Source organism: Micromonospora sp. NPDC004704 (assembly GCF_053601675.1).
On record NZ_JBSGCD010000033.1, the window covers coordinates 17,392 to 40,765 of the forward strand.

21 protein-coding genes and 1 tRNA gene are annotated in these 23,374 nt (G+C 70.9%); 14 read left to right on the plus strand and 8 right to left on the minus strand.

Going from position 1 to position 23,374, the window contains the following annotated elements; genetic code table 11:
• Positions 1-4: 4 nt before the first annotated feature.
• Genes ACWEFB_RS30820 through nudC form a run of 3 tightly spaced genes read left to right on the plus strand, consistent with a single transcriptional unit; the run spans position 5 to position 3,614 of the window.
• Positions 5-1,315, plus strand: a complete 1,311-nt coding sequence (locus ACWEFB_RS30820; protein ID WP_452291029.1) for a M16 family metallopeptidase — start codon at positions 5-7, stop codon at positions 1,313-1,315.
• On the plus strand, positions 1,312-2,667 hold the full coding sequence (locus ACWEFB_RS30825) for a M16 family metallopeptidase (protein WP_452291031.1): 1,356 nt from the start codon (positions 1,312-1,314) through the stop codon (positions 2,665-2,667). Before ACWEFB_RS30820 ends, ACWEFB_RS30825 begins: the two co-directional genes overlap by 4 nt.
• An 11-nt stretch (positions 2,668-2,678) precedes the next feature.
• Positions 2,679-3,614 carry an NAD(+) diphosphatase gene (gene nudC / locus ACWEFB_RS30830; protein WP_452291097.1) on the plus strand — a complete coding sequence of 312 codons (936 nt, stop codon included), beginning with the start codon at positions 2,679-2,681 and terminating at the stop codon, positions 3,612-3,614.
• 155 nt (positions 3,615-3,769) lie between these two features.
• Here the strand turns inward: nudC and ACWEFB_RS30835 are convergent, their stop codons facing one another.
• From ACWEFB_RS30835 to ACWEFB_RS30845, 3 genes are all read right to left on the minus strand, one after another.
• Positions 3,770-4,075, minus strand: coding sequence for a hypothetical protein (locus ACWEFB_RS30835; protein WP_326562666.1), 306 nt, complete (start codon positions 4,073-4,075; stop codon positions 3,770-3,772).
• Positions 4,076-4,510: 435 nt separating this feature from the next.
• Positions 4,511-4,756 (minus strand): DUF397 domain-containing protein, encoded by a 246-nt coding sequence (locus ACWEFB_RS30840; protein WP_326562667.1) that lies wholly within the window; start codon positions 4,754-4,756, stop codon positions 4,511-4,513.
• A gap of 70 nt (positions 4,757-4,826) precedes the next feature.
• A complete protein-coding gene (locus ACWEFB_RS30845) occupies positions 4,827-5,783 on the minus strand; it encodes a helix-turn-helix domain-containing protein (protein WP_452291100.1) in 957 nt (318 codons plus the stop codon).
• A 260-nt stretch (positions 5,784-6,043) separates the two neighbouring features.
• On the opposite strand from ACWEFB_RS30845, the gene ACWEFB_RS30850 reads away from it, so the two are divergent.
• The gene (locus tag ACWEFB_RS30850; protein ID WP_452291034.1) at positions 6,044-6,697 is read left to right on the plus strand and encodes a winged helix-turn-helix domain-containing protein; all 654 of its coding nucleotides are present in this window, start codon (positions 6,044-6,046) and stop codon (positions 6,695-6,697) included.
• Between the two features lie 32 nt (positions 6,698-6,729).
• Positions 6,730-7,971, plus strand: a complete 1,242-nt coding sequence (locus ACWEFB_RS30855) for an MFS transporter (RefSeq protein ID WP_452291036.1) — start codon at positions 6,730-6,732, stop codon at positions 7,969-7,971.
• A 94-nt stretch (positions 7,972-8,065) separates the two neighbouring features.
• Here the strand turns inward: ACWEFB_RS30855 and ACWEFB_RS30860 are convergent, their stop codons facing one another.
• Entirely contained in the window at positions 8,066-8,311 is a 246-nt protein-coding gene (locus ACWEFB_RS30860) for a mycoredoxin (RefSeq protein WP_326562670.1), read from the minus strand.
• 76 nt (positions 8,312-8,387) lie between these two features.
• Between ACWEFB_RS30860 and ACWEFB_RS30865 the strand changes: the two genes are divergently transcribed.
• The 3 genes from ACWEFB_RS30865 to ACWEFB_RS30875 all read left to right on the plus strand — a co-directional run bounded on the left by ACWEFB_RS30865 (position 8,388) and on the right by ACWEFB_RS30875 (position 11,490).
• Positions 8,388-10,613: an ATP-dependent DNA helicase UvrD2 gene (locus tag ACWEFB_RS30865; RefSeq protein WP_452291039.1), complete on the plus strand. Its 2,226-nt coding sequence runs from the start codon at positions 8,388-8,390 to the stop codon at positions 10,611-10,613.
• A 125-nt stretch (positions 10,614-10,738) separates the two neighbouring features.
• Positions 10,739-10,993 (plus strand): hypothetical protein, encoded by a 255-nt coding sequence (locus ACWEFB_RS30870; RefSeq protein ID WP_452291041.1) that lies wholly within the window; start codon positions 10,739-10,741, stop codon positions 10,991-10,993.
• Between the two features lie 131 nt (positions 10,994-11,124).
• The gene (locus ACWEFB_RS30875) at positions 11,125-11,490 is read left to right on the plus strand and encodes a WhiB family transcriptional regulator (protein ID WP_452291043.1); all 366 of its coding nucleotides are present in this window, start codon (positions 11,125-11,127) and stop codon (positions 11,488-11,490) included.
• Between the two features lie 381 nt (positions 11,491-11,871).
• Here ACWEFB_RS30875 and ACWEFB_RS30880 read toward each other — a convergent pair whose 3' ends face one another.
• The 3 genes from ACWEFB_RS30880 to ACWEFB_RS30890 form a co-directional block, all read right to left on the minus strand.
• On the minus strand, positions 11,872-13,266 hold the full coding sequence (locus tag ACWEFB_RS30880; protein ID WP_326562674.1) for an ABC1 kinase family protein: 1,395 nt from the start codon (positions 13,264-13,266) through the stop codon (positions 11,872-11,874).
• Between the two features lie 124 nt (positions 13,267-13,390).
• On the minus strand, positions 13,391-14,464 hold the full coding sequence (locus ACWEFB_RS30885) for a hypothetical protein (protein ID WP_452291046.1): 1,074 nt from the start codon (positions 14,462-14,464) through the stop codon (positions 13,391-13,393).
• Positions 14,465-14,704: 240 nt separating this feature from the next.
• Positions 14,705-14,872 carry a DUF5679 domain-containing protein gene (locus ACWEFB_RS30890; protein WP_165436864.1) on the minus strand — a complete coding sequence of 56 codons (168 nt, stop codon included), beginning with the start codon at positions 14,870-14,872 and terminating at the stop codon, positions 14,705-14,707.
• A 514-nt stretch (positions 14,873-15,386) separates the two neighbouring features.
• Here ACWEFB_RS30890 and ACWEFB_RS30895 point away from each other — a divergent pair.
• Both ACWEFB_RS30895 and ACWEFB_RS30900 read left to right on the plus strand, forming a co-directional pair.
• Entirely contained in the window at positions 15,387-15,917 is a 531-nt protein-coding gene (locus ACWEFB_RS30895; RefSeq protein WP_326562676.1) for a M48 metallopeptidase family protein, read from the plus strand.
• 29 nt (positions 15,918-15,946) lie between these two features.
• Positions 15,947-16,546 carry a hypothetical protein gene (locus tag ACWEFB_RS30900; protein ID WP_452291048.1) on the plus strand — a complete coding sequence of 200 codons (600 nt, stop codon included), beginning with the start codon at positions 15,947-15,949 and terminating at the stop codon, positions 16,544-16,546.
• A 28-nt stretch (positions 16,547-16,574) separates the two neighbouring features.
• Here ACWEFB_RS30900 and ACWEFB_RS30905 read toward each other — a convergent pair whose 3' ends face one another.
• The gene (locus tag ACWEFB_RS30905) at positions 16,575-17,804 is read right to left on the minus strand and encodes a zinc-dependent metalloprotease (RefSeq protein WP_452291102.1); all 1,230 of its coding nucleotides are present in this window, start codon (positions 17,802-17,804) and stop codon (positions 16,575-16,577) included.
• 182 nt (positions 17,805-17,986) lie between these two features.
• Between ACWEFB_RS30905 and ACWEFB_RS30910 the strand changes: the two genes are divergently transcribed.
• The 4 genes from ACWEFB_RS30910 to ACWEFB_RS30925 all read left to right on the plus strand — a co-directional run bounded on the left by ACWEFB_RS30910 (position 17,987) and on the right by ACWEFB_RS30925 (position 23,337).
• Positions 17,987-19,003, plus strand: coding sequence for a YlbL family protein (locus tag ACWEFB_RS30910; RefSeq protein ID WP_452291050.1), 1,017 nt, complete (start codon positions 17,987-17,989; stop codon positions 19,001-19,003).
• Positions 19,004-19,112: 109 nt separating this feature from the next.
• Positions 19,113-22,139 (plus strand): UPF0182 family membrane protein, encoded by a 3,027-nt coding sequence (locus tag ACWEFB_RS30915; protein ID WP_452291052.1) that lies wholly within the window; start codon positions 19,113-19,115, stop codon positions 22,137-22,139.
• Between the two features lie 237 nt (positions 22,140-22,376).
• Positions 22,377-22,450 (plus strand) — tRNA-Met (locus ACWEFB_RS30920).
• Between the two features lie 278 nt (positions 22,451-22,728).
• Entirely contained in the window at positions 22,729-23,337 is a 609-nt protein-coding gene (locus ACWEFB_RS30925) for an Nramp family divalent metal transporter (protein WP_452291104.1), read from the plus strand.
• The last annotated feature ends 37 nt before the right edge of the window (positions 23,338-23,374 follow it).

Here is a 23,374-nt window from a genome sequence, read left to right on the forward strand (position 1 = left end):
GGTCGTGGCGGCGCGGAGATCAAAGATTCCAGCAACGAAGTATCCGGTCGAGCGGTTCACCCTCGACAACGGTCTGCGGGTGGTGCTGACCCAGGACCGCAGCGCCCCGGTGATCGGTGTGGCGGTCGTCTACGACGTCGGCATCCGATCCGAACCCGAGGGCCGGACCGGCTTCGCCCACCTCTTCGAGCACCTGATGTTCCAGGGCTCGGCGAATCTGGAGAAGCTGGCCCACTTCAGGTACGTGCAGGGTGCCGGCGGCACGTTCAACGGCTCCACCCACCTCGACTACACCGACTACTTCGAGACGTTGCCCAGCAACGCCCTCGAACGCGCCCTCTTCCTCGAGGCCGACCGGATGCGCGGTCCCCGGCTGACCGAGGAGAACCTGCGCAACCAGGTCGACGTGGTCAAGGAGGAGATCCGGGTCAACGTCCTCAACCGCCCGTACGGCGGTTTCCCCTGGCTCCGGCTGCCGCCGATCATGTTCGACACCTTCGCGAACGCGCACGACGGCTACGGCTCCTTCGACGACCTGGAGAGCGCCACCGTCGACGAGGCGGCCGAGTTCTTCGACCGCTACTACGCCTGCGGCAACGCCGTACTCGCCATCGGCGGGGACCTGGACGTGGCACAGACCAGGGAACTGGTCGCCCGGCACTTCGACTCCGTACCGGCGCGACCGGCGCCGGTCCGGCCCGACTTCGCCGAGCCGGACCTGACCGGCGAGCGGCGGCAGTCGTACTCGGACCGGTTGGCGCCACTGCCCGCGGTCGCGGCCGCGTGGCGGGTACCGGACCCGGTCGCCGACCTGACCGGTTACCTGCCGTACGTGGTGCTGGCCGAGGTCCTGACCGACGGCGACGCCTCCCGGCTGGTCGAGCGGCTGGTCCTGCGCGACCGTACGGTCACCAGCATCGGCGGCTACCTGGGCTTCATGGGTGAGCCGTTCGGCGTACGGGACCCCACCGCGCTGCTGGTGGAGGCACACCTGCCGCCCGGCGGTGACGTGGAGAAGGTCCTGCGCACCATCGACGAGGAGACGTCCCGGATCGCGGTGGACGGGCTGGTCGACGGCGAGTTGGCCCGTACCCAGGCCCGGATGGCGACGCACCTGCTGCGGGGGACCGACGCGGTGCTCGGCCGGGCCCTGCAGATGGCCGCACTCGAACAGCAGCGCGGCGCCCCCGAACTGATCAACGACCTGCCCCGGCTGCTCGGCGAGGTCACCGAGGAGCAGGTACGGGCTGCCGCCGCGACCCTGCGTCCGGAGCGTCGGGCGGCCGTCGAGGTCATCCCCGGAGGAGCGAAGTGAACGGCACCGTCAGCTCCACCAGCGATGAGGTGAAGCTCGCCCTGCCCGCGCTGGGCCCGACCCGCAAGCTCAAGGTGCCCACCCAGGCGGAGCGGACGCTGCCCAACGGGCTGACCGTGATCGCCGTCCGACGGCCCTCGGTGCCCCTGGTCGAGGTACGCCTCTGGGTGCCGTTCGGCCGGGCACCGCTGGCCCGCGCGGTGCTGCTCTCCCAGACCCTGCTCTCCGGCACCGGCACGATGTCCAACCTGGACATCGCCTCCGAGCTGCAGAAGGTGGGCGGTGGGTTGGCCGCCGGTGCCGACCCGGACCGGTTGATGATCTCCGGCAACGGGCTGGTCACCGGCCTGGACCGGATCCTGGAACTGCTCGCCGAGGTGCTCACCGACGCGGCCTACCCGTCCGACGAGGTGGCCAACGAGCGGGACCGGATGATCGACCACATCCAGGTCGCCAAGAGCCAGCCGTCGCACCTGGCCCGGGAGGCGCTGCTGCACCGGATGTACGGCAAGCACCCGTACGCGGTGCAGACCCCGGAACCGGAGCAGGTACGAGCGGTCCGGCCGGGCCAGTTGCGTACCCTGCACACCGATCGGGTGCACCCCAACGGCGCGGTCCTGGTCATCGTCGGTGACGTACGGCCGGAGCGGGCGCTGGACGCCGCCGAGTCCACCCTCGGTCGGTGGAAGGGTGCGGGACGGGCGGTCGAACTGCCGCCCGCACCGGCGCTGACACCGGGGCCGTTGGTGCTGGTGGACCGCCCGGACTCGGTGCAGTCGTCGCTGCGGATGGCGCTGCCGGCGGTGCCGCGTACGCATCCGGACCATGCCGCGCTGCACCTGGCGAACCTGGTCTTCGGCGGCTACTTCTCGTCCCGTTGGGTGGAGAACATCCGCGAGGACAAGGGTTACACGTACGGGCCGCACTCGGTGATCGAGCACGGTGTCGCCGGTTCGTCCCTGATCGTGGCGGCCGACGTGGCGACCGAGGTGACCGGTCCGGCCCTGCTGGAGACGATCTACGAGCTGGGCCGGTTGGCCTCGTTGCCGCCGAAGGAGGACGAGCTGGAGCAGGCCCGCCAGTACGCCCTGGGCACCCTGCAACTCGGCGTGTCGACGCAGGCCGGACTGGCCGCGGTGGCCAGCGTGTACGCGGGTTACGGACTGCGGCTGGACTATCTGGCCGAGCACTCGGCCCGGTTGGCCCGGGTCACCCGGGACGAGGTGGCCGCCGCGGCGGCGAAGTACCTGGCTCCGGCTGGCGCGGTCACGGTCGTACTCGGTGACGCGGCGCGGATCGCCGGGCCGCTCGCCGCGCTGACCCCGGTAGAGCCGGCGGCCACGGCGTCGTGACCTGGATGGAGATGGCGGACGGTCCACCGTTGGCCCGGACCACGCTCGACCGGGCGGCGCACCGGCGGGCCGATGCGGAGTGGTTGGCCGCCGCCTGGGAGCGGGCCCGGATCCTGGTGGTGGACATCGCCGGTGGCGGGCGGGCGCTCGCCGGCCCGGACACCGACCAACCGACGTTGCTGCTGCTGGCGGCCTCGGACGTGCCGGAGGACGCCCTCGGTCGGCTCTTCCTCGGGGTGGAGCCGGACGGCACCCCGGTCTTCGCGGTAGACGCGCCGCTGCCGGTGCTGCCGGACACCAGGGCGGTGTCGCTGCGCGACGTGGGGCACCTGCTCAGTGACTCCGACGCGGGGCTGTTCACCACCGCGGTGGCGCTGGGCAACTGGCACGCGCGGCACGCGTACTCGTCGACCACGGGGTTGCCGACGGAGGTGATCGAGGCGGGTTGGTCACGGGTCGACGACGGCGGCAACCATGTCTGGCCGCGTACCGATCCGGCGATGATCGTGCTGGTGCATGACGGCAAGCCCGGTCCGGAGGGGCTGTGCCTGCTCGGCAACAACGCGGCCTGGCGTCCGCGGGACGGGGTCCGCCGGTTCTCCTGCCTGGCCGGGTACGTCGAGCCGGGTGAGTCGGCCGAGGCGGCGGTGCACCGCGAGGTGACCGAGGAGGTCGGCATCGGCCTGGACCACCTCGCGTACGCGGGCAGCCAGGCCTGGCCCTTTCCCGGCTCGCTGATGCTGGGCTTCCTGGCTCGGGCCGATCCGGCGCAGCCGGTACGGGTCGATCCGACCGAGATCGCCCAGGCCCGCTGGTTCAGCCGTCGGGAGATCACCGACGTGCTCGCCGGTGCCCGGGTCGGCGCGGACGCGGAGCTGCGGGTGGGGCTGCCGCCGCCCTCGTCGATCGCGCTCTACCTGATCCACCGGTGGCTGGACGAGGCCTGACCCGCCGCGTTCTTCTGTGCCCGCGAGGCTCCCGCAGGACAATCTTGGCCCGTGACCGTCGTTGCCGCGGCGGTCACGGGCCAAGATCATGGGCCGCCGAGGCCGGCTGTGGCGTGGTGCACGGCGGGGGAGCCGGGCCGGCGTACGGCGGTCGTCTATCGGGTGGTGCGTGGTGGCGGGCCGGTTGTCCCCGGCTGTTCCCGCCACTCGGCGTGGGGTTTCAGCTCGGGTTCGCGCAGCGGCACCACCTTGACCCGCTGCCGGCCGGAGCGTACGGCCCCGACGGTGGACAGCGCTCGGGCCAGGATCAGGGCGGCGTCGCGATCGTCCGCGCGGACGATCTGACGGCGGTTCTCGGGCGCGGTCTGCTCGTCGCGCAGCCGGCCACCGCCGGCCCAGATCGAGGCCAGGTCGTCGTCGGCCGCGGTACGGATGTCGGTGCGAACGATCAGAAACCGCATGGGCGTCTCCGGATGAACCGTGACGGATGATGATCGTGTAACTACTGAGTGGAGTTGGTCCGTGGAAGTTCCACGTAGTTCCACTCGTCATGTTACGCACCGGAGCGTCGCCGGCAAGTGATACGCGCTGATTGGTTTTGCGGGTCAGCCATTCGGGTGATGCCTGCTCAGTGGTGGTGTCACAGTGGATCAGCAACCGACCGGGCGCCCCCGGAGGAGCGCCGGGGAGCCGGATCCGTTGCGCCGAAAGGTGACTGAGCGCTTCGGACGGTTCCACAGAGGCCGATGACCACTCCGTCACCACCGGCCCGCGAGCGGAGACGTTCCGGGGCCGCCGGTTTGTCGGGGGCGGCCCCGGTTTCGTCATCGGACACGTCGAGGGCTGCCGGCTCGCGCGGTCACACGCGGCAGGCAGCCCTCGATGACGGGGGACGCTCAGTTCAGGTCGAACTCGCCGTCCTTGGCGCCGGCGATGAAGTCCAACCAACCGGTACGGGCGAATACCAGCACCGGCCCGCCGCGGTCCTTGCTGTCGCGCAGTGCCACCGGTGCCCGATCGTCGCCGAGCGGCGCGACCTCCACGCAGTTGGACGTCTGGCTGCGCGAACTGGTCCGCCAGGCGGCGCCGGCCAGGTGCTCGCCGAGCGGGTCCGGCACCGGGGACGAACAGGCAGTGTTCATGGTCAGCTCCTACCTGACTGGTGCATCGTGACGGGTGGCCGTCCCTCCAACGGCGTCCGGCCGCGACGAGTCACTGGTCGGTCAGGCGTTCGGTCCGCCGACGCTGGATCGGCGGTGTCGTCGAGCCGCGACCCGACGAATTCCGGCCCGGCTCGCTGGAGACCCGCCCGGCCGCGTCGGCCAGCCACGTCAGGGTGTCCTCGGCGGTCAGCGCGGCGGACTGGAGCCAGTCGAAGACCACGGTGTACCGGTCGAGTTCGTCGCGATCGGTGAGCACCTGATTGGTGAGGTGTCCCTCGATCGCCAGCGTCTCCGGGTCCTGCGGGTCGGCGAACCGGTAGAGCGAGAAGCCGGTGTGCGGCAGGTACCAGTTGGCGATCCGCGCCTGGCTCGGCAGCACCTGCAACGTCACGTTCGGCAACGCGGCGAGCTTGCAGAGCTGGTTGAGCTGCCCGCGTACGACCTCCGGCGAGCCGGCCCGGCGGCTGAGCGACGCCTCCTCGATCACGGCGGAGTAGCGCGGCGGGTGGGTCTCGTGGATCAGCCGGGCCTGCCGGGCCATCCGGGCCTCGACCTCGGTTTCCGGATCCTCCACGTCCGACTTCTCCGCGTCGGTCGAGTGGTTGCCGAGCGGGCGGAAGGAGATGATCCGGGTCCGGGCGTACTCCCTGGTCTGGAGCAGGCCGGGCACGACGACCGGGCTGTACTCGCGGATGTCGGCGCAGCCGGCCTCGAATTCCGCGAAGCTGCGCTGCCGTGGCGTCATCACCGGGTACGAGCGCAGCCAGCTCCGTACGTCCCCGGCTTCCCGGGTGATGCTGGCGAGCTCGTCGCGCAGCGGCCCGGTGACCCCGTATAGCTCCAGCAGGACCATGACGTCCTGTGGATCGGGTCGGCTTCGACCATTCTCCAGTCGGGACAGTTTCGATGCCGATGCCCAGCCGATCTGCTCGATCACCTGGTCGCCGGTGAGCCGGGCCGACTCGCGCAGGCGACGCAACTCGGCACCGAGCCGGCGACGACGCATCAGCGGGCTGGGCACGGCCGACTTGGAGTCGGCCGAGTTGGACTGAGCTGGAGGCAACTGGTCCTCGCTCTCGATCGTTTCGAGCCCGGCGGACGCCGGACATCGTGTGTCGAGCCCGGCCGTGCCGGGCGATGACCGCTTCAGACTGCCCCCCACGGTCAGTATGCCGGCCGTCGCACTCCGGTGCGGAATTGGGGTCCCGGCGTGTCCAAGAAAGGATCTCTTTCCAAAGAAAGCTTTCGAAAGCTACGCTTCCGGCCATGCCGCAACCGGCCGTCCGGGACATCCGGGATCCACGGATGCTGCGTGCCATGGCCCACCCGCTGCGGTTGCGCATCCTCGACGTGGTCGCGCTCTCCGGTCCGGCCACCGCGACGGAGATCTCCGAACAGGTCGGCGAGAGCCCCGCGAACTGCTCCTGGCATCTGCGTCAGTTGGCCCGTTACGGCTTCGTCGAGGAGGCCGGCGGCGGCACCGGACGGCAACGTCCCTGGCGGATCGTGCTCCAGCCGTACCGCTGGGGACCGGGCGACCCGTCCCGTACGGACGATGTCGAGCCCGCGTACGCGGATCGGGAGCCGGACCACGTCGAGGCCGATCCGGGGTCACGGGCCGGCACCGCCGCCCATCAGGTGCTGCTCGACCTCGAATACCGGGCGCTGCGCGAGTGGCTGGGCGGTCGGCACGAGGAGACGCCACAGTGGCGCGAGGCGGGCTTCCTCACCCAGTCGATGGGCTGGTGCACGCCGGCGCAGCTCACCGAGATCGGCGAGGCCATCACCGAGTTGCTCTCCCGCCGGCTGCCGAGCCTGACCGACCCCGAAGCCCGACCACCCGGTTCGCGACCGGTCCGGTTCATCGCCTGGGGCGTGCCGGCTCGGCCGCCCGAGCCGATTGACGCGGACGACGGCTAGGGCCGCTGCCGCGCACGAAGGGACCCCTCGCCATGCGTGCCATCCTCCGCCGCCCCGACTTCCGCCTCCTCTTCGGAGGGCTCGTCGCCAGCATGGTCGCCGAGTCGATCCTGCTCCTGGCGCTCGCCATCTGGGTCAAGGACCTGACCGGTTCCGACGGGATGGCCGGGGCGACCATCTTCGCGATCGTCGCGCCGATGGGGCTCGCGCCGCTGGTCGGTTGGATGGTGGACCGGTTCCGCCGACGGGTGTTCTTCATCGCCGTCAACCTGGGCACCGCGGCGCTGCTCACCCCGCTCTACGCGGTCCGGGACCGGGACGACGTGTGGATCATCTACGGGGTGAGCGCCCTCTACGGGCTCTCCTACGTCGCGCTCAGTGCGACCCTGATCGGCTTGATCAAAGAGATCGTCCCGGGTGACCTGCTGGCCGAGGCGAACGGCGCCCTCCAGACGGTCAAACAGGGACTGCGGTTGGTCGGCCCGCTGGCCGGCGCGGCCCTCTACGCGGGCGTCGGCGGCTGGGCCCTGGCCACCCTCGGCGCGCTCGGTTTCCTCACCGCAGCCGCCGCGGTCAGCCGGATGCGGGTACGCGAGGACGCACCCGCCCCGCGGCAGCCGGGCTGGCTGGCCGAGATCGGAGCCGGCGTACGGCACATGTTCGACGACCTGGCGCTGCGGCGGGGGGTGTCCGGGACCGCGATGACCATGCTGGTGCTGGGCTTCAGCGAGTCGCTGATCTTCGCCTACGTCGACCGGGGGCTCGGCCAACCGCCGGCCTTCGTCGGCGTACTGCTGACCGTGCAGGGGATCGGTGGGCTGCTCGGCGGCCTGTCGTCGGCGACGATCGTCGGCCGGCTGGGCGAGGTCGGTGCGCTGGCCACCGGGGTGGCGATCTTCGCGCCGGCGGTGCTCGCCCTGGTCCAGCCGAATCTCCTGCTCGGGTTCGTGGCGATGGTGATGGCCGGCTTCGCCCTGCCGCTGGTGATCGTCTCGCTCAACACGCTGACCCAGCGACGTACGCCGGTGCCGCTGGTCGGCCGGGTCGCGGCGGCGTCAGAGGCGCTGATCAGCGGCCCACAGTCGCTGTCCATCGGGCTCGGTGCGGTCCTGGTCGGGGTGGTCGACTACCGCCTGCTCTTCGCCCTGATGGCGGTGGCCATGCTCGCCGTGGCCCGCTTCCTCTGGCTGGGCCGCCACCTCTCACCCCCCGCCCCCACCCCCACCGCCGTTCCGGTGTCCACCATCCCCACCCCCGCTGTCACGCCTCGTTGATCATGAAGTTAGCGACCTGCTGTTCGGCGTGTCGCGTCGCTAACTTCATGATCAACGAGGCGGTGGGGTGGGGGGTGGGGGTGGGTGGGGGCGGTTAGGCGGTGGTGGGGGTGGAGAGGTGGGTTTTGACCTGGGTTATGGAGGGGTTGGTCAGGGCGGTGCCGTCGGGGAAGAGGATGGTGGGGACGGTGGCGTTGCCGCTGTTCACGCTCATCACGTACTCGGCCGCCTTCGGGTCCTGCTCGATGTCGACCACCTGGTAGGCGATCCCCTCCCGATCGAACTGGGACTTGAGCCGGTGGCAGTAGCCGCACCAGGACGTCGAGTACATGGTCAGCATGATCAGGTCCTCCAGTAGTCGTCGATCGACAGGCTAATCGCTGCAACGCCGAAGCCGACTGCGATGATTCCTAGCTGTGGCGGTTGACTCAAGCGCGGAACGGGTGCTGGCCGGGCTGGATCCCGAGCAGCGCGCCGCGGTCACGGCGCCGGCCGGTCCGGTCTGCATCCTGGCCGGCGCGGGCACCGGCAAGACCAGGGCGATCACCCACCGGATCGCCCACCGTGCGCTCACCGGGGAGATCGCCGCCCGACATGTGCTCGCGGTCACCTTCACCGCCCGCGCCGCCGCCGAGATGCGGGCCCGGCTGACCGCGCTTGGGGTGGGCGGCGTACAGGCCCGCACCTTCCACGCGGCGGCGCTGCGCCAGGTCCGCTACTTCGCGCCCCGGCTGCTGGAGGGTCGGCCGATGCCGGAACTGCTGGACAGCAAGGTACGGCTGGTCACCCTCGCCGCCGCACGATCCGGGCTGCGTACGGACCGGGCTGCCGCCCGGGACCTCGCCGGTGAGATCGAGTGGGCGAAGTCCTCGCTGGTCGAGCCGGCCGAGTACGTGGTGGCGGCGGCCAAGGCGCTGCGCGAGACACCGCACGACCCGGCTCGGGTTGCCGAGGTCTTCGCCGCGTACGAGCAGGTCAAGCGCGCCAACGGGGTGATCGACTTCGAGGACATGCTGCGTGCCGCGGTCTGGGGGATCGAGGAGCACCCGGACGTCGGGGAGCAGGTACGCGCCCAGTACCGGCACTTCGTGGTGGACGAGTACCAGGACGTCAACCCGTTGCAGCAGCGACTGCTGGACGCCTGGCTCGGCGGGCGGGACGACCTGACCGTGGTCGGCGACGCCAGCCAGACGATCTACTCGTTCACGGGTGCGACCTCGGCGTACCTGGTCGACTTCCCGCGTCGGCGGCGGGACGCGGTGGTGGTCCGGCTGGTCCGGGACTACCGCTCGACCCCGCAGGTGGTCGGACTCGCCAACGCGGTGATCCGGCAGGCCCGCGGCACCGAGGCGCAGCTCCGGCTGGAACTGGTCGGTCAGCGGTCGCCCGGACCCGAGCCCGATCTGCGGATCTTCCCCGACGAGCCGGCCGAGGCCGCCGCGGTGGCCGCCCGCTGCCGGCAGCTCATCGCCTCCGGTACGCCGGCCCGGGAGATCGCCGTCCTGTTCCGTACCAACGCGCAGTCGGAGGCGTACGAGAAGGCGCTGGCCGAGGCCGAGGTGCCGTACCTCGTGCAGGGGGCCGAGCGGTTCTTCGAGCGGACCGAGGTGCGCCAGGCGATGATCGCGCTCCGCTCGGCGGTGCGCTCGACGCCGGCCGAGACCCCGCTGGTCGAGGCGGTCGTCGACGCGCTCTCCGCGGTCGGCTGGGCCCGCGAACAGCCCCCGCCCGGTGGGGCGGCACGGGAGCGTTGGGAGGCCCTGGCCGCGCTGGTCCAGCTCGCCGAGGAGTACGCGAGGACCCCGAACCTGCTGCCGATCGGTGACGCCGCGGCGGCGAGCGCGCGGAGTGGGCTTGCCAGCCCCGCAGTCGCGAGCGACCCGGTCGGGTGGGTGGAACGGGCGGTGTCGTTGGCGGACTTCTGTACCGAGTTGCAGCGGCGGGCAACCCAGCAGCACGTACCGACCGTGGACGGGGTGACGCTGGCGTCGCTGCACTCGGCGAAGGGGCTGGAGTGGGACGCGGTGTTCCTGGTCGGGCTCGCCGACGGCACCCTGCCGACCACGTACGCGAAGACGGTCGAGCAGGTGGAGGAGGAGCGGCGGCTGCTCTACGTCGGGGTGACCCGCGCTCGGGAGTGGCTCTGGCTGTCGTACGCCTCGGCCCGCTCGCCCGGCGGTCGGCCCCGGCGCCCGTCCCGGTTCCTGCCGCAGCTCGACCGCTCCGGCGGCGAGCGGGCAGCGAGCCCGACCGGTGCGGTCGCCGGTCGGAAACCCGACCCGCGACGGAACCGGGTCATCTCCTGCCGCATCTGCGGGGCCACCCTGCTCGCCGGGGTGGACCGCAAGCTGGGGCGCTGCTCGGACTGCCCGTCGGATCTCGACGACGAGCTGTACGGACGCCTGCTCGACTGGCGTTCACGGGTCGCCCGTGCCCAGAAAGTCCCTGCGTACGTGGTGTTCACCGACGCCACCCTGACCGCGCTGGCGGAACGCCGTCCGAGTGCCGTCGACGGGCTCCTGGCGATCGCCGGAATCGGCCCCCGCAAGCTCGGCCTGTACGGCGAGGCGGTGCTCGCTCTGGTGGGCGGCGCGACAGTGGACGAGTTGGGCCCGGAAAAAACTTCGACAATCGAGCCGTAAAACCGTTTGCCCTCGCCCCCGGATGAGGAATAGCCTCAAGGCACACCTCGCGAGCAGGGGCTAAAGGCCTGCTCAAGAGGGGTAACGACATGTTGGCGACGAGTGTGAGACAGGAGGCGAGTCCCATGGAGATCTACCGCTACGAGCGACCGTCGGCATCGCTGACTGTTCTCGCACCGGTGTCGGCGGCCAGGACTCTGCTGACCGTCGGTACTCCGTTGGTTCCCCAGGCGCACCAGGCTCCGGTCCAGGCCGAGCTGGTCCGGGTTGCCGCGTCCGCGGGGATCAATGGCACGAGTGGCTTCACGGGCGAAGGCATCCAACTGGCCAAGAAGCGGATGGATGTTCGCGGTGTTCCACCTCGAGGAAGGCCGGTCTGATCTACAGACCACCGGCTCACCTCGAGGCCGCGGAACCCGCTTACCGGGATCCGCGGCCTCAGTTTTTGTTTCGCCACAAGTACGTAGGACAGCGATCCACGAGATCGAAGCGAGAGAGAGGTGACCGGGCCATGAGTCTGGCGTTGGCTCCACTTGACCTGACCGTTGAGTTGGAGGCGAATCTGCCCTGCCGGAAGTTCGACCCCGACCTGTGGTTCGCCGACTCGCCCACCGAGCTGGAACTGGCAAAGTCGCTCTGCGGGGACTGCCCGCTGCGCGTCGAGTGCCTCTCCGGTGCGGTGGACCGAGCGGAGCCGTGGGGCGTCTGGGGCGGCGAGATCTTCGAGCGTGGCGCGGTTGTTCCGCGCAAGCGGCCCCGTGGCCGTCCGCGCAAGGAGGACGTCGCGCGTGACGTGATGCTGCGGGTCGAGGCCGAGGCGCGGTTGGCGGCCGATGGGCTGTCCGAGTCGCGCGCTGCTGTCCGGTTGGCGGCCTGACATGAACCCGATCCAGTCGTACGCCGGCATCCTGCCGGTATCGAACGTTTTCCCGAACACCGCGATCCAGAATCCAAACGGAGTCGAAGAGATGCATCTCATCCAAGAAGCGTTGTCACGTGCTCGAATGCGACTGCCTCAGGCCGGTCGTCACACCACGCGCACTGAGGCAACCCGTTCCGCCCGTGTCATCGCACTGGAGGCCCACCGTCGGGCCGCCCGCGAGCAGGGGCTCTACTAACCACCCGGCGAGCCGCCCGCTGATGAGCGGGCGGTCCCGCTGACCCGTCCCGCCGGTCGTCACCGACCGGCCCGAATGACCGAGGGCGGATCCGAGAGTGCTTCCCAGCACCCGGATCCGCCCTCGGCTCGTTTCCGTCTCTAGTCGTTTTCCGCCGTGCTGGCCGGCGGGGCGAAACCGGGCAGCCAGCGTTCCACGATGGCCCGGTACGGTGCCTTCGCCTCCAACTGGCTGAGGATCCCGATGGAGCCGAGGGTGACCCGGTGGATCAGCAGGTACGACGGCGGGAGGTTGAGCTGCCGGCTCAACTGGTACGCCGGTGACCTCGGGTTGGTCAGCCGTCCGGCCTCGACCCGCAGCCAGGCGCGGGTGAACCGGAACTCGTCCACCGAGAGCGGTTCGAGCACCGGCATGATGAAGTCGAGCACGGCCTCGGCGTCGATCACCTCGGTCGGTTTGATGAAGCCTTCGCCGCGCAGGCCCGCGACCACGGCCTCGGCCTCCCCGGCGAGGGCCAACCGGACCAGCCGGCCGACGGGCTCGGGGTGCCCGCCCGGCAGCCGGGCCACCGCGCCGAAGTCGATCACGCCGAGCCGGCCGTCCGGCAGCAGCCGGAAGTTGCCCGGATGCGGGTCGGCGTGCAGCAGCCCGGCCCGACCGGGCGCGGAGAAGTGCAGGGTGGCCAGGTGCCGCCCGGCCTGGTTGCGCTGCTCCTCCGTCCCGGAGGCGATGATCTGGGACATCGGGATGCCCTCGACCCAGTCGGTGACCAGCACCCGGGGGCTCGCCGCGACCACCTCCGGCACGAAGATCTCCGAGTCACCGGCGTACGCGGCGGCGAAGGCCCGTTGCGACTCCGCCTCCAGTTCGTAGTCGAGTTCCTCGCTGATCCGGTCGCGCAGTTCGGCGAGGAGCGGCTTGATGTCCAGTCCGGGCTGGATGGCCCGGAACATGCTGCCGAGCCGGGAGAGCTGCTTGAGGTCGGCGAGCAGGGCGTCGCCGGCACCGGGGTACTGCACCTTCACCGCGACCGGTCGGCCGGTGGCGGCGGCCTTGGCCTTGGTGCCGCGCCGCCGGGTGCCGGCCGGTACGACCGGTGGCCCGTTCCAGATGGCCCGGTGCACCTGCCCGATACTCGCCGCGGCGGCCGGTTTGTCGTCGAACTCCAGGAAGTACGACCGCCAGTCCGGTCCGAGCTGTTCGGCCAGGACCTTGTGCACGCTCGCCACCGGCAGCGGCGGAGCCGACTCCTGGAGCTTGGTCAGCGCCTGCCGGTACGGCGCGGCGATCTCCTCCGGCAGCGCGGCCTCGAACACCGAGAGCGCCTGACCGAACTTCATCGCGCCGCCCTTGAGCTGCCCGAGCACGCTGAAGAGTTGTTCGGCCGTACGTTGCTGGATTTCGGCCGAGATCACCTCCGAGGCGAGGCCGGTGACCCGCTTACCGACGCCGAGCACGGTCCGACCGGCGAAGCCGAGCGGCAGGGCGGCTAGCTTGGCGGTCCGGGAGACGGCCCGGCGTGGGATGTCGGTCACCAGATCATTGTTACCGACTTTCGGTGGTCACGACCGCCGTCAGCGGGTGGCTCGGGCCACCCTGGCCCCGGTTGACCGATATTCCTTCTGCCGAGACCGCAAGATGCGCCCCCGATGACGCCTGCTACGCCGCCGGGGACCGTGGTTTCCGGCGGCGGGTGCCGCAGCCGCAGTCGGGGTGCGGGGGCCAGGTCCGGCGCCGGAACCGCCCCGGTGTCCGGATCTCCACCGCCGCACCGATCGTCTCCGGCACACCGCCGTCGAGGAAGGCGAGGACCTCGCCGGCTGCGTAGCCGACCGCCGCGAGCAGGGTGGGTGTGCTGCACGCCTGGAGCGCGGGGTCGGCGGCGAGCTGTGCCGCGAGTTCCGGCCAGCCCGGGTCGCGGTCGCGTCGGTGCAGGTCGCGGCAGTTGAGGCAGGGGGCGCCGGCCGCCCGGACCAGGGGCCCGACCACGGGTACGCCGTCGTGCAGGCTCAGCAGCAGGTGCGCCTGCCGGCGTTGGGCGTACCCGGCGGCGAGCAGGCTGGCCGGGCGGTCGGCGCCGATCTGGATCACCAGGCTGGCGTGGCCGCGCCGGACCGGTCGGGTCTCGGTGCCGGGAGCGGCGCGGGTGATGGCGTCGGCGACCGCCTCGGCGCTGGGCCGGTGCACGTCCGTGGCGGCCGGCCCGGTACCGGTCACGTCGTCGGCCCCGACCCGACCGTCCAGGTCAGGGTGGACGTGGCCGACGCCGGCCTGCGCGAGGGCGACCGCGATCGGGCCGCCGAGCCGGCCCCGGCCGGTCACCACGACCCGCGCGGCGCGGCGCCGACGCAGCAGTTGGGCGGGGGTGGCGGTGGCGTCCGGGCCGCGCAGGGCGATCGCCGCAGCCTCGCTGGAGAGCCGCTGACGGGCCGGCTCGGGCAGGTCCGCCGGGAGGAGGGTGTGTGCCCCGACGACCAGGCCCGCGGCGCGGAGGGTGTCGATCAGCGTACGGGCGTCGTCGCGGGTGACCTGGAGTCGTACGGCCTGGTCCAGGATCGCCCGTTCGCTGCGGGTGCCGTCGAGCAGGTCGAGCAGTCGGGCGGCGCCGGGGTTGGCCACTTCGAGCAGGACGGCGCGGCTGGGATCGAGGCCGAGTTGCAGGGTGTGCCGGTCGCGCCAGAGCCTGGCCAGGCCGGGAAGGAGCGTGGGCCGGGGGAGCGTGGTACGTGTCATGGGTGACACGCTGTCATCGTTGCCGAACGGTCGGTCGATCGTTATCCACAGGCGTGCCCGGCCCTGCCGTGCACTATCCACAGGACTTGGCGGGTTATCCACAACCAGCGGGTAACTTCTGTCGCCGTCGGGACATGACGCGCGGTGTCCGTACCGCGACAGTGCCCGTAACCCGCGGGTACGGGAAGGGGCGGCCTGGTGGCCGCCCCAACCCCCGCGGGCGGGTTCGCCCTCGGTCGTTCAGACCTTGGCCTTGCCCAGGATCCGGTTGACCGTGGTGCCGCAGACGGGACACTTGCCCTTGGCCATGTTCATGCCCGTCTTGGACACCTCGACGTTGCCCTCGAAATCGCGCTTTTCCTTGCACTTCACGCAGTAACCGTTGTAGGTCTGGGCCTTTTCGGCCACGGTGCCCCTCCTCGTCCTATCCCGTCGGCTGGCTCACCCGACGGGTGCCCGGCGGCGGGCCTCCAAGCCCTGGCGCTGGGGTTTCTCCGCGATCACGACTGTGTGACCGCCGGTCCGGCGGACCCTACCCAGGTGCGGGCGGTTCCATGTCAGCAATGCGCCGGCACTGTGAGTAAGCCGACGACGAGAGTGTGCATGCCGGAATAGGTCGGATAAGTCAGTTTCGCAGGGACACGCCGGTTGAATGCCTTCAGAACGTCATTCCGGGGGGTACCCGTGAGGAGCGCTCAGGTTGATCGTTTACCGTGGGGACGCCCACCGGTTGCCCTCGCGTACGCACCGGTCAGCCCCCGGTGCGGGTCCCGCCGAGGGGCCGATCAAATATTTTTTTCGGACGGCAGGCCGCTAACCGGGATTTTCCTGGCGCGTGTTGACGAGTTGACTCTTGCGGTCCCCTGGTCACTACGCATTAGTTTTCCTTCGTGAATGAAACCCGGGCTGTCGCGAACCGGTAATGGCTGTGGCGCGCAAGCCGGTCGTCGAGGTACGGCGCAGTGAGCGCCGGCGCCGGACGGTGTCCGCGTACCGGGACGGCGAGCGGGTCGTGGTGCTCATCCCGGACCAGTTCTCCCGCGCCGAGGAGAGCGAGTGGGTCGACAAGATGCTCGCCCGGCTGGCCGCCAGGGAGGAGCGCACCGGCCGCTCCGACGACGACCTCCTGCTGCGGTCGCAGCGGCTGATCGACCGCTACCTCGCCGAACACGGGCGGGCCGCGATCCCGGCGAGCGTACGTTGGGTGACCAACCAGAACGGGCGGTGGGGCTCGTGCACGCCCGCCGACCGGACCATCCGGATCTCGCACCGGATCCAGGAGATGCCCGACTGGGTGATCGACTACGTCCTGCTGCACGAGCTGACCCACCTCGTCGTACCGAGTCACAACGCCCGGTTCTGGGCGCTGGTGGGGCGCTATCCCAAGGCTGAGCGGGCCCGGGGATACCTGGAGGGGGTCGCGGCCGCCGCCGGGGTCAACCTCACCGACTGAGCGCGGGAGCGCCCGGCTAGGGTCACCGGATGGCCCGACGACTGCTGGTAACGCTGCTGGGGCCGGTGCGCTGGTCGCCCCCCGGAACCGACCCGAACCGCTGGCAGACCGCCCTCGCCGAGGACGTGGTCGACCTGATCGCCACGCTCAGCGAGGTGGAACCGGCGATCGCCGCCACCGCCGAGCAGCGGGCCCTGGCCGACGCGGTGGTCTGGCCGGGGATGCCGATCTACGACCTGCCGGCCCGTACCGTGGGTGCCGCTCTTGCCGCCGCCGCCGCCGACGGGTACGACCAGGCGGCGGTGATCGTCGCCGACGCCCCCGACCTGCCCGGCCTGATCCTGGGCAAGCTGCTCCGGCCGCTGACCAGCCGGAGTGTCGCGGTCGCCCCGGCGGCGCCGGGACCGGGGCTGTTCGGGGTGGCAGCGCGGCTGCCCGCGCCGGACTGGCTGTCGGAGATCGACCTGGACACGGCGGACGCGGACGCGCTCCGGGCCGCCGCGCCGGACCCGGCCGAGGTGGCGGTCACGCCGGGCTGGCGTCGCCTGCGCAGCCCGGCGGAGCTGGCCACCCTGGATCCCGCCGTCGAGGGGTGGGACACCACCAGGGCGCTGCTCTCCGCCCCCTGACGGGGGCGGAGAGGCGCGTCACGGGCGGTCAGGAGGGGTTCTTGTCCCCGGGCTGCTCCGGGCCCTCGCCCTCGTTGTCGCCCTGGTCGCCGCCCTTGGGGCCGCCGGGCTGGGTGAAGTCGAAGCTGTCCAACTCGTCGAGGTCGAGCTGGGCGCGGGCGAAGCCCTCCGGGTCGGCGAAGTCCTCACCGGAGGGCAGCAGGTCCGGGTGTCCCCAGATGGCGTCCCGGCCGGCGATGCCCCGGTGCTCGGTCAGCGCGGCCCAGAGCGCCGCCGCCTCCCGCAACCGGCGCGGGCGCAGTTCCAGCCCGACCAGGGCGGCGAAGGTCTGCTCGGCCGGCCCACCGGCCGCCCGGCGCCGCCGGAACGCCTCACCGAGCTTGACCACGTTCGGCAGCCGCTCTGCGGCGGCGTTGTCCACGACATGGCAGACCCAGCCCTCGACCAGGGCCAACGCGGTCTCCAACCGGGCCAGCGACGCCTTCTGCGACGGCGTGTCCTCCGGGGTGAAGATGCCCTCCAGGGCCAGCTCCTGCAACGACTCGGGATTGGTCGGATCGACCCGACCCATCGCCTCCTCGATTGCCTCCCGGTTCACCGTGATGCCCGCGGCGTACATCTCCACGGCGGTGAGCACGTGTCCGCGCAGCCACGGCACGTGGCCGAACAGGCGCTGGTGGGCCGCCTCGCGCAGGGCCACGTAGAGGCGTACCTCGTCCTCCGGCAGCTCCAGGCCGGTGCCGTACTCCCGGATGTTGGCCGGAACCAGCGCGGCCGTGCCGGCCGGTCCGAGCGGCAGGCCGATGTCCCCGGCCGAGAGCACCTCGGCGGCGAGCGAGCCGAGCGCCTGGCCGAGCTGACCGCCGAAGAGGGCACCGCCGAGGCTGGCGACCATCGACTGCATCGGGCCGAGCTGGGCCCGCTGCTCCGGCGGCACTAGGTCACCCATGGCCGCGACCATCCGGCCGGCGACCGGGTCACAGAGCTTGCGCCACACGTCGAGGGTCCGGAAGATCCACTCGTTCCGGTTCCACGCCACCGAGGTCTGGATGCCCGAGGGCAGCGCCGAGCTGGGCTCCAGCCAGAGGTCGGCGAGGCGCAGGGCCTCCTCCACGGCGTGTCGCTCGAACGGGGTGACCGCCGGGTCCCCGGACGAGGAGAGCTGGCTGGCCGCCACCTGGCGGGCCAGATCCCAGTTGACCGGGCCGCTGCCCGGTGCGGCGAGCAGCTGTTGCAGCTGAGCCATGAACTGCTGCATCTGCTGCGGGTCGTTGGGGTCGGGCGGCTGGCCACCCGGGAGCGCGAAGCCGAACGGAATATCAGGCACCCGTCCACGGTACGCGCGCGAGGGGCCCGGATGCCGGTCCAGGTGTTGCGCTCAGGGAGAACTAAGGGGTTCGACCGGCGGGACCCCCGGGGGGCCTCGGTACGCTCTGGCGCATGAGACGTCGCGGGGTCACAGTCCTGCTCGGTGCGCTGCTCACCGCCCTGCTCAGCCTCGGCGTGATCGGAGCACCCATCCCGTACGTGGTGCTCGGCCCCGGACCGACGGTCAACACGCTGGGCACCGAGGACGGCAAGGAGGTGATCCAGGTGACCGGCCGGGAGACCTCCACCTCGGCCGGGCAGTTGCGGCTGACCACGGTCGGTGTGCAGCCCGACGTACGGCTGCTGTCGGCCATCTCCGGTTGGCTGTCCGACTCCGAGGCCGTGGTGCCGCGCGAGCTGATCTACCCGCCGGGGCAGACCCAGCAGCAGGTCGACGAGCGCAACGCCGAGGACTTCACCGCGTCCCAGACCAGTGCCGAGACCGCCGCGCTGCGGGAGCTGGGCTTCCCGGTGCAGGTCGCGGTCAAGGTCGTCACCGCGGGCGGCCCGTCGGTGGACCGGCTCAAGGTCGACGACGTGATCACCTCGGTCAACGGTGAGCCGGTGCCCACCGCGACCAGGCTCACCGAGCTGGTCCGGGCCCACCCGGCCGGCACCGCCCTCACCGTCGGGTTCGTACGCGGCGGCACGCCCGGCACCACCACGGTCACCACCACCGCGGCCAGCGGCCAGCCGCCCCGGATCGGGGTGGAGATCGAGCAGCGGCAGCCGCACCCGTTCGAGCTGAAGATCGACCTGGGCGACATCGGGGGACCGAGCGCCGGGCTCATGTTCACCCTCGGCATCATCGACAAGCTGACCCCCGAGGACCTGACCGGCGGGAAGATCATCGCGGGTACCGGGACCATCGACGACGAGGGCAACGTCGGACCGATCGGCGGCATCCCGCAGAAGCTGGTCGGCGCCAAGCAGGCCGGCGCGGTGTCGTTCCTGGTGCCGGCGGACAACTGCGAGGAGGCCGTCCGCAACCCCCAACCGGGCCTGCCGCTGTACCGGATCGCCACCCTCAAGGACGCACTGAACGCGTTGAACCTGTTGCGCACCGGAGGCCAACCGCCACGCTGCTGAACCGGCCCGCTCACCTTCGGCTCACCTTGGGCTCATCCCGCTCAGGTGGACCCCGTACTCTGGGTGCCTGGTCGGAGCCGATCACCGTGGAGCGGAGCCAACAGTGGTCATGCGTAGCAGTCCCCTACCGAGAATGAGCCGGCGCGGTCGCGTGACGGTCGGCGTACTGGTCGGGGTGTTCCTGCTGTTCACCCTGCTGGGCTGGGGGGTACAGGCCTGGACCGACTGGCTGTGGTTCGACGAGGTCTCGTACACCCAGGTCTTCACCGACGTCCTGGTCACCCGGATCGGGCTGTTCGCCTCGGTCGGTGCGGCCATGGCCGTGATCATCGGCGGCAACCTGTGGCTGGCGTACCGGCTGCGCCCGGTGCTGCGCCCGCACTCGGCCGAACAGGCCACGCTCGAGCGCTACCGGATGGCCCTGGCACCCCGGATCGGCGCCTGGATCAGCGCGATCGCGGTCATCGTCGGCCTCTTCGCCGGCCTGTCCGCGCAGAGCCGGTGGAGCCAGTGGCTGCTGTTCCGCAACGGCCAGGACTTCGGGGTCAAGGACCCGGAGTTCGGCATCGACATCGGCTTCTACGTCTTCCAGTTCCCGTTCTGGCGCTACCTGCTCGGGGTCGGCTTCACCGTCGTGGTCCTCTCGGTGATCGGCGCCCTCGCCGTGCACTACATCTTCGGCGGGGTCCGGTTGCAGGGCGTCGGCGACCGGATGACCAACGCCGCCCGAGCCCACCTGACCACCCTGGTCGCGGTCTTCGTGCTGCTCAAGGCCATCGCGTACGTGCTGGACCGGCGGGCGATGCTGCTGGAGTTCAACGAGAGCGTCAACACCTACGGTGCCGGCTACGCCGACATCAACGCGCTGCTGCCGGCCAAGGAGATCCTGGCCTACATCTCGATCGTGGTCGCGATCGCGATCATCGTGTTCTCCAACGCGGTGATGCGGAACCTGGTCTGGCCGGGCATCTCGCTGGCCCTGCTCGGCATCTCGGCGGTGGCGATCGGCGGCATCTACCCGTGGGCGGTGCAGACCTTCGAGGTCAAGCCGAGCCTCCAGGACAAGGAATCGCAGTACATCCAGCGCAGCATCGAGGCGACCCGGGCGTCCTTCGGGCTGGCCGCGACCCGGACCACCCCGTACGGCGCGGGCAACCTGAAGCCCCCCGCCGCGCTGGCGACCGACACCTCCGTGGTGCCGAACATCCGGCTGCTCGACCCGCAACTGATCTCCGAGACCTACACCCAGTTGCAGCAGGTCCGTGGCTTCTACGACTTCGGCCCGAAGCTCGACATCGACCGCTACACGGTCAACGGCGCCACCCAGGACTACGTGGTCGGTATGCGGGAGATCAACTACGGCGAGCTGACCACCCAGCAGAGCAACTGGATCAACCGGCACACCGTCTTCACCCACGGGTACGGGCTGGTCAGCGCCCCGGCGAACCAGGTGGTCTGCGGCGGCCAGCCGTTCTTCGTCTCCGGCTTCCTCGGCAACCAGGCCCAGGCCGGGTGTTCCGCCTCGGCCGAGCAGATCCCGGCCGAGCAGCCGCGGATCTACTACGGCGAGCAGATGGACGACAGCGACTACGCGATCGTCGGCCAGACCGACGCGGGCCGCACCGTCGAGTTCGACCGCCCGACCGGCAACGACAGCGAGAACAACAGCGGGCAGACCTACACCTACACCGGCACCGGCGGGGTGGAGATCGGCTCGTTCACCCGCAAGCTGCTCTACGCGATCAAAGAGCAGGAGAGCAACTTCCTGCTCTCCGCCGCGGTCAACGAGAACTCCAAGCTGCTCTACGTACGTAACCCGCGCGACCGGGTGGAGAAGGTCGCCCCGTTCCTGACGCTGGACGGCGACCCGTACCCGGCGCTGGTCGGTGGCCGGATCCAGTGGATCATCGACGGCTACACCACGGCCGCCACCTACCCGTACGCGGAGCAGGTCAACCTGCAGACCGAGACGGCCGACGAGCTGACCGGGCGGGGCACCTTCCAGCTCGCCCGGGAGAACGTCAACTACATCCGCAACTCGGTCAAGGCCACCGTCGACGCGTACGACGGGACCGTCAAGCTTTACGAGTTCGACGAGACCGACCCGGTGCTCAAGGCCTGGAACAAGGCCTTCGGCGGGGACCTGGTGACGCCGAAGTCGGAGATCCCGGCCGACCTGGCCGCGCACTTCCGCTACCCGGCCGACCTGTTCAAGGTGCAGCGCAACCTGCTGGCCAAGTTCCACGTCACCGACCCGAGGGAGTTCTTCTCCGGGCAGGACTTCTGGGAGGTCCCGAACGTCCCGGACGCCCCCGACACCGGCCAGCGGCAGCCCCCGTACTACCTGTTCACCCAGTTCCCCGGGCAGGACACGCCGAGGTTCCAGCTCACCTCGGCGGTCACACCGGCCAGCCGGCAGAACCTGGCCGCGTTGATCTCCGGGTCGTACGTGAACGGGCAGCCGCAGTTGCAGGTGCTGGAGTTACCCGACCAGACGGCGGTCTCCGGCCCGGTGCAGGTGCACCAGAAGATGACCAACAACGCGGCGATCCGGCAGGAACTCAACCTGCTCTCGTCCAACCAGGCCCAGGTGCAGTACGGCAACCTGCTCTCACTGCCGTTCGGCGACGGCATGCTCTACGTCGAGCCGGTGTACGTGAAGAGCAACCAGCAGAACGCGTACCCACTGCTGCAGCGGGTGCTGCTCTCCTACGGCGACGGCGGCGAGTACGTCGTACTGGCCAACACGTTGCAGGACGGCATCAAACAGCTCGTCGAGCAGGGCAAGGCGGCCGGCGCCAACAATCCGCCGCCCGCCACCCCACCGGCGCCGACCGACAATCCGTCGGCCACCCCGAGCCCCGGCGCGACGCCGACCCCGCCACCGGCGCTCACCGGTGAACTCGCGGCGGCGGCGGCCAAGGTGCAGCAGGCGATCGCCGAGGTCCAGGCCGCTCAGGCGTCCGGTGACGTCGAGCGGTGGGGCAAGTCGCTGAAGACGCTCGACACGGCGCTGACGGAGTTCCAGGCGGCCCAGCGGGCGGCCGGGGTGCCGGGTTCCACGCCGACGGGGGCGGGTTCACCCACGCCACCGGCGAGCACGCCGAGTCCGCCGGCCGGTACGCCGAGCGGCTGAGCGTCCTACGGCTGGTAAAGGCATTCGCTCGGGGTACGGGAATCAGTTCGCTGATTTCCGTACCCCGAGCTCTTTTTTGGGGTATGGGGCGCTCCGCCGAATATCGCGCACCGCCGATCGGGAGCCTTCCGCCCCACCCGCCCGTACGGCAAAGTGCCTGGTCAGCGTTGAAGTCAGGACCATGTGTCGGCTCGTTTTGCGGGCGCGTGTGCCGGTGCGCTAGTGTTAACGAGCCGACGCGGGGTGGAGCAGCTCGGTAGCTCGCTGGGCTCATAACCCAGAGGTCGCAGGTTCAAATCCTGTCCCCGCTACAAAGAAAAGCCCGTCCCCTGTGTTTCGGGGGGCGGGCTTTTGCTTTTCCTGCCGGACGAGGTCTCGCTGTCCCCGCTCAGCGGACATGCCCGGCAAATCCCCCGTGTTCGCGCGATGTGGACCGACCGGCGGTGGGGCCACGATCGGGTGGTGACGACGGATGCGCTTGCGCCGAGTACCGAGGCACCGGTAGCGGGTCGCGGTCGGTCGAGGCTGACACCCATGCTGGGTCCGGCCCTGGTCGCCGCGATCGCGTACGTCGACCCCGGCGGTCTACCTGCACTCCGCCCTGGTCCAGGACCGGGGACCGGCGGCGGCCGTGGCTCGGGCGCAACCCACCCTGGTACGCCGTGCGCTGCGGCTGGACTGCGTGGTCGGCCTCGGCGTGGCGACGATCGTCAACGTGTCGATGATCGCCCTCGGTGCGGGACTCGGTGCGGCCACCGCCGGTGGGTGGACGGGTGATCTCTTCGCCGCGCACGAGCACCTGGCCACCCAGGTCGGTGGCGCCGCCGCGCTGGCGTTCGCGATCGCCCTGCTCTCCTCCGGCATCTCCTCGTCCGGCGTCGGCACGCTCGCCGGGGACGTGGTGCTGCACGGCTTCCTCGCCCGGCGGGTGCCGGTGCACCTGCGCCGGTTGGTGACCATGACTCCGGCGGTGCTGGCCCTGGTACTCGGTGCCCCGCTGACCGGCCTGCTGATCCTCAGCCAGGTGGTGATCTCACTCGGTGTGCCGGTGGCGCTCTTCCTGCTGGTCCTCTTCTGCCGGGACCGGTCGCTGATGGGCCCGCTGGTGAACGCCCCGCTGACCACCCACGTGGCCGCCGCGGCCGGCACGGTGGTCGCCGTACTCGGGCTCAGCCTGCCGATCGTCCTGCTGCTGTGAAACCCGACCGGCGTACGGCGGAAGACCCGGACCGATC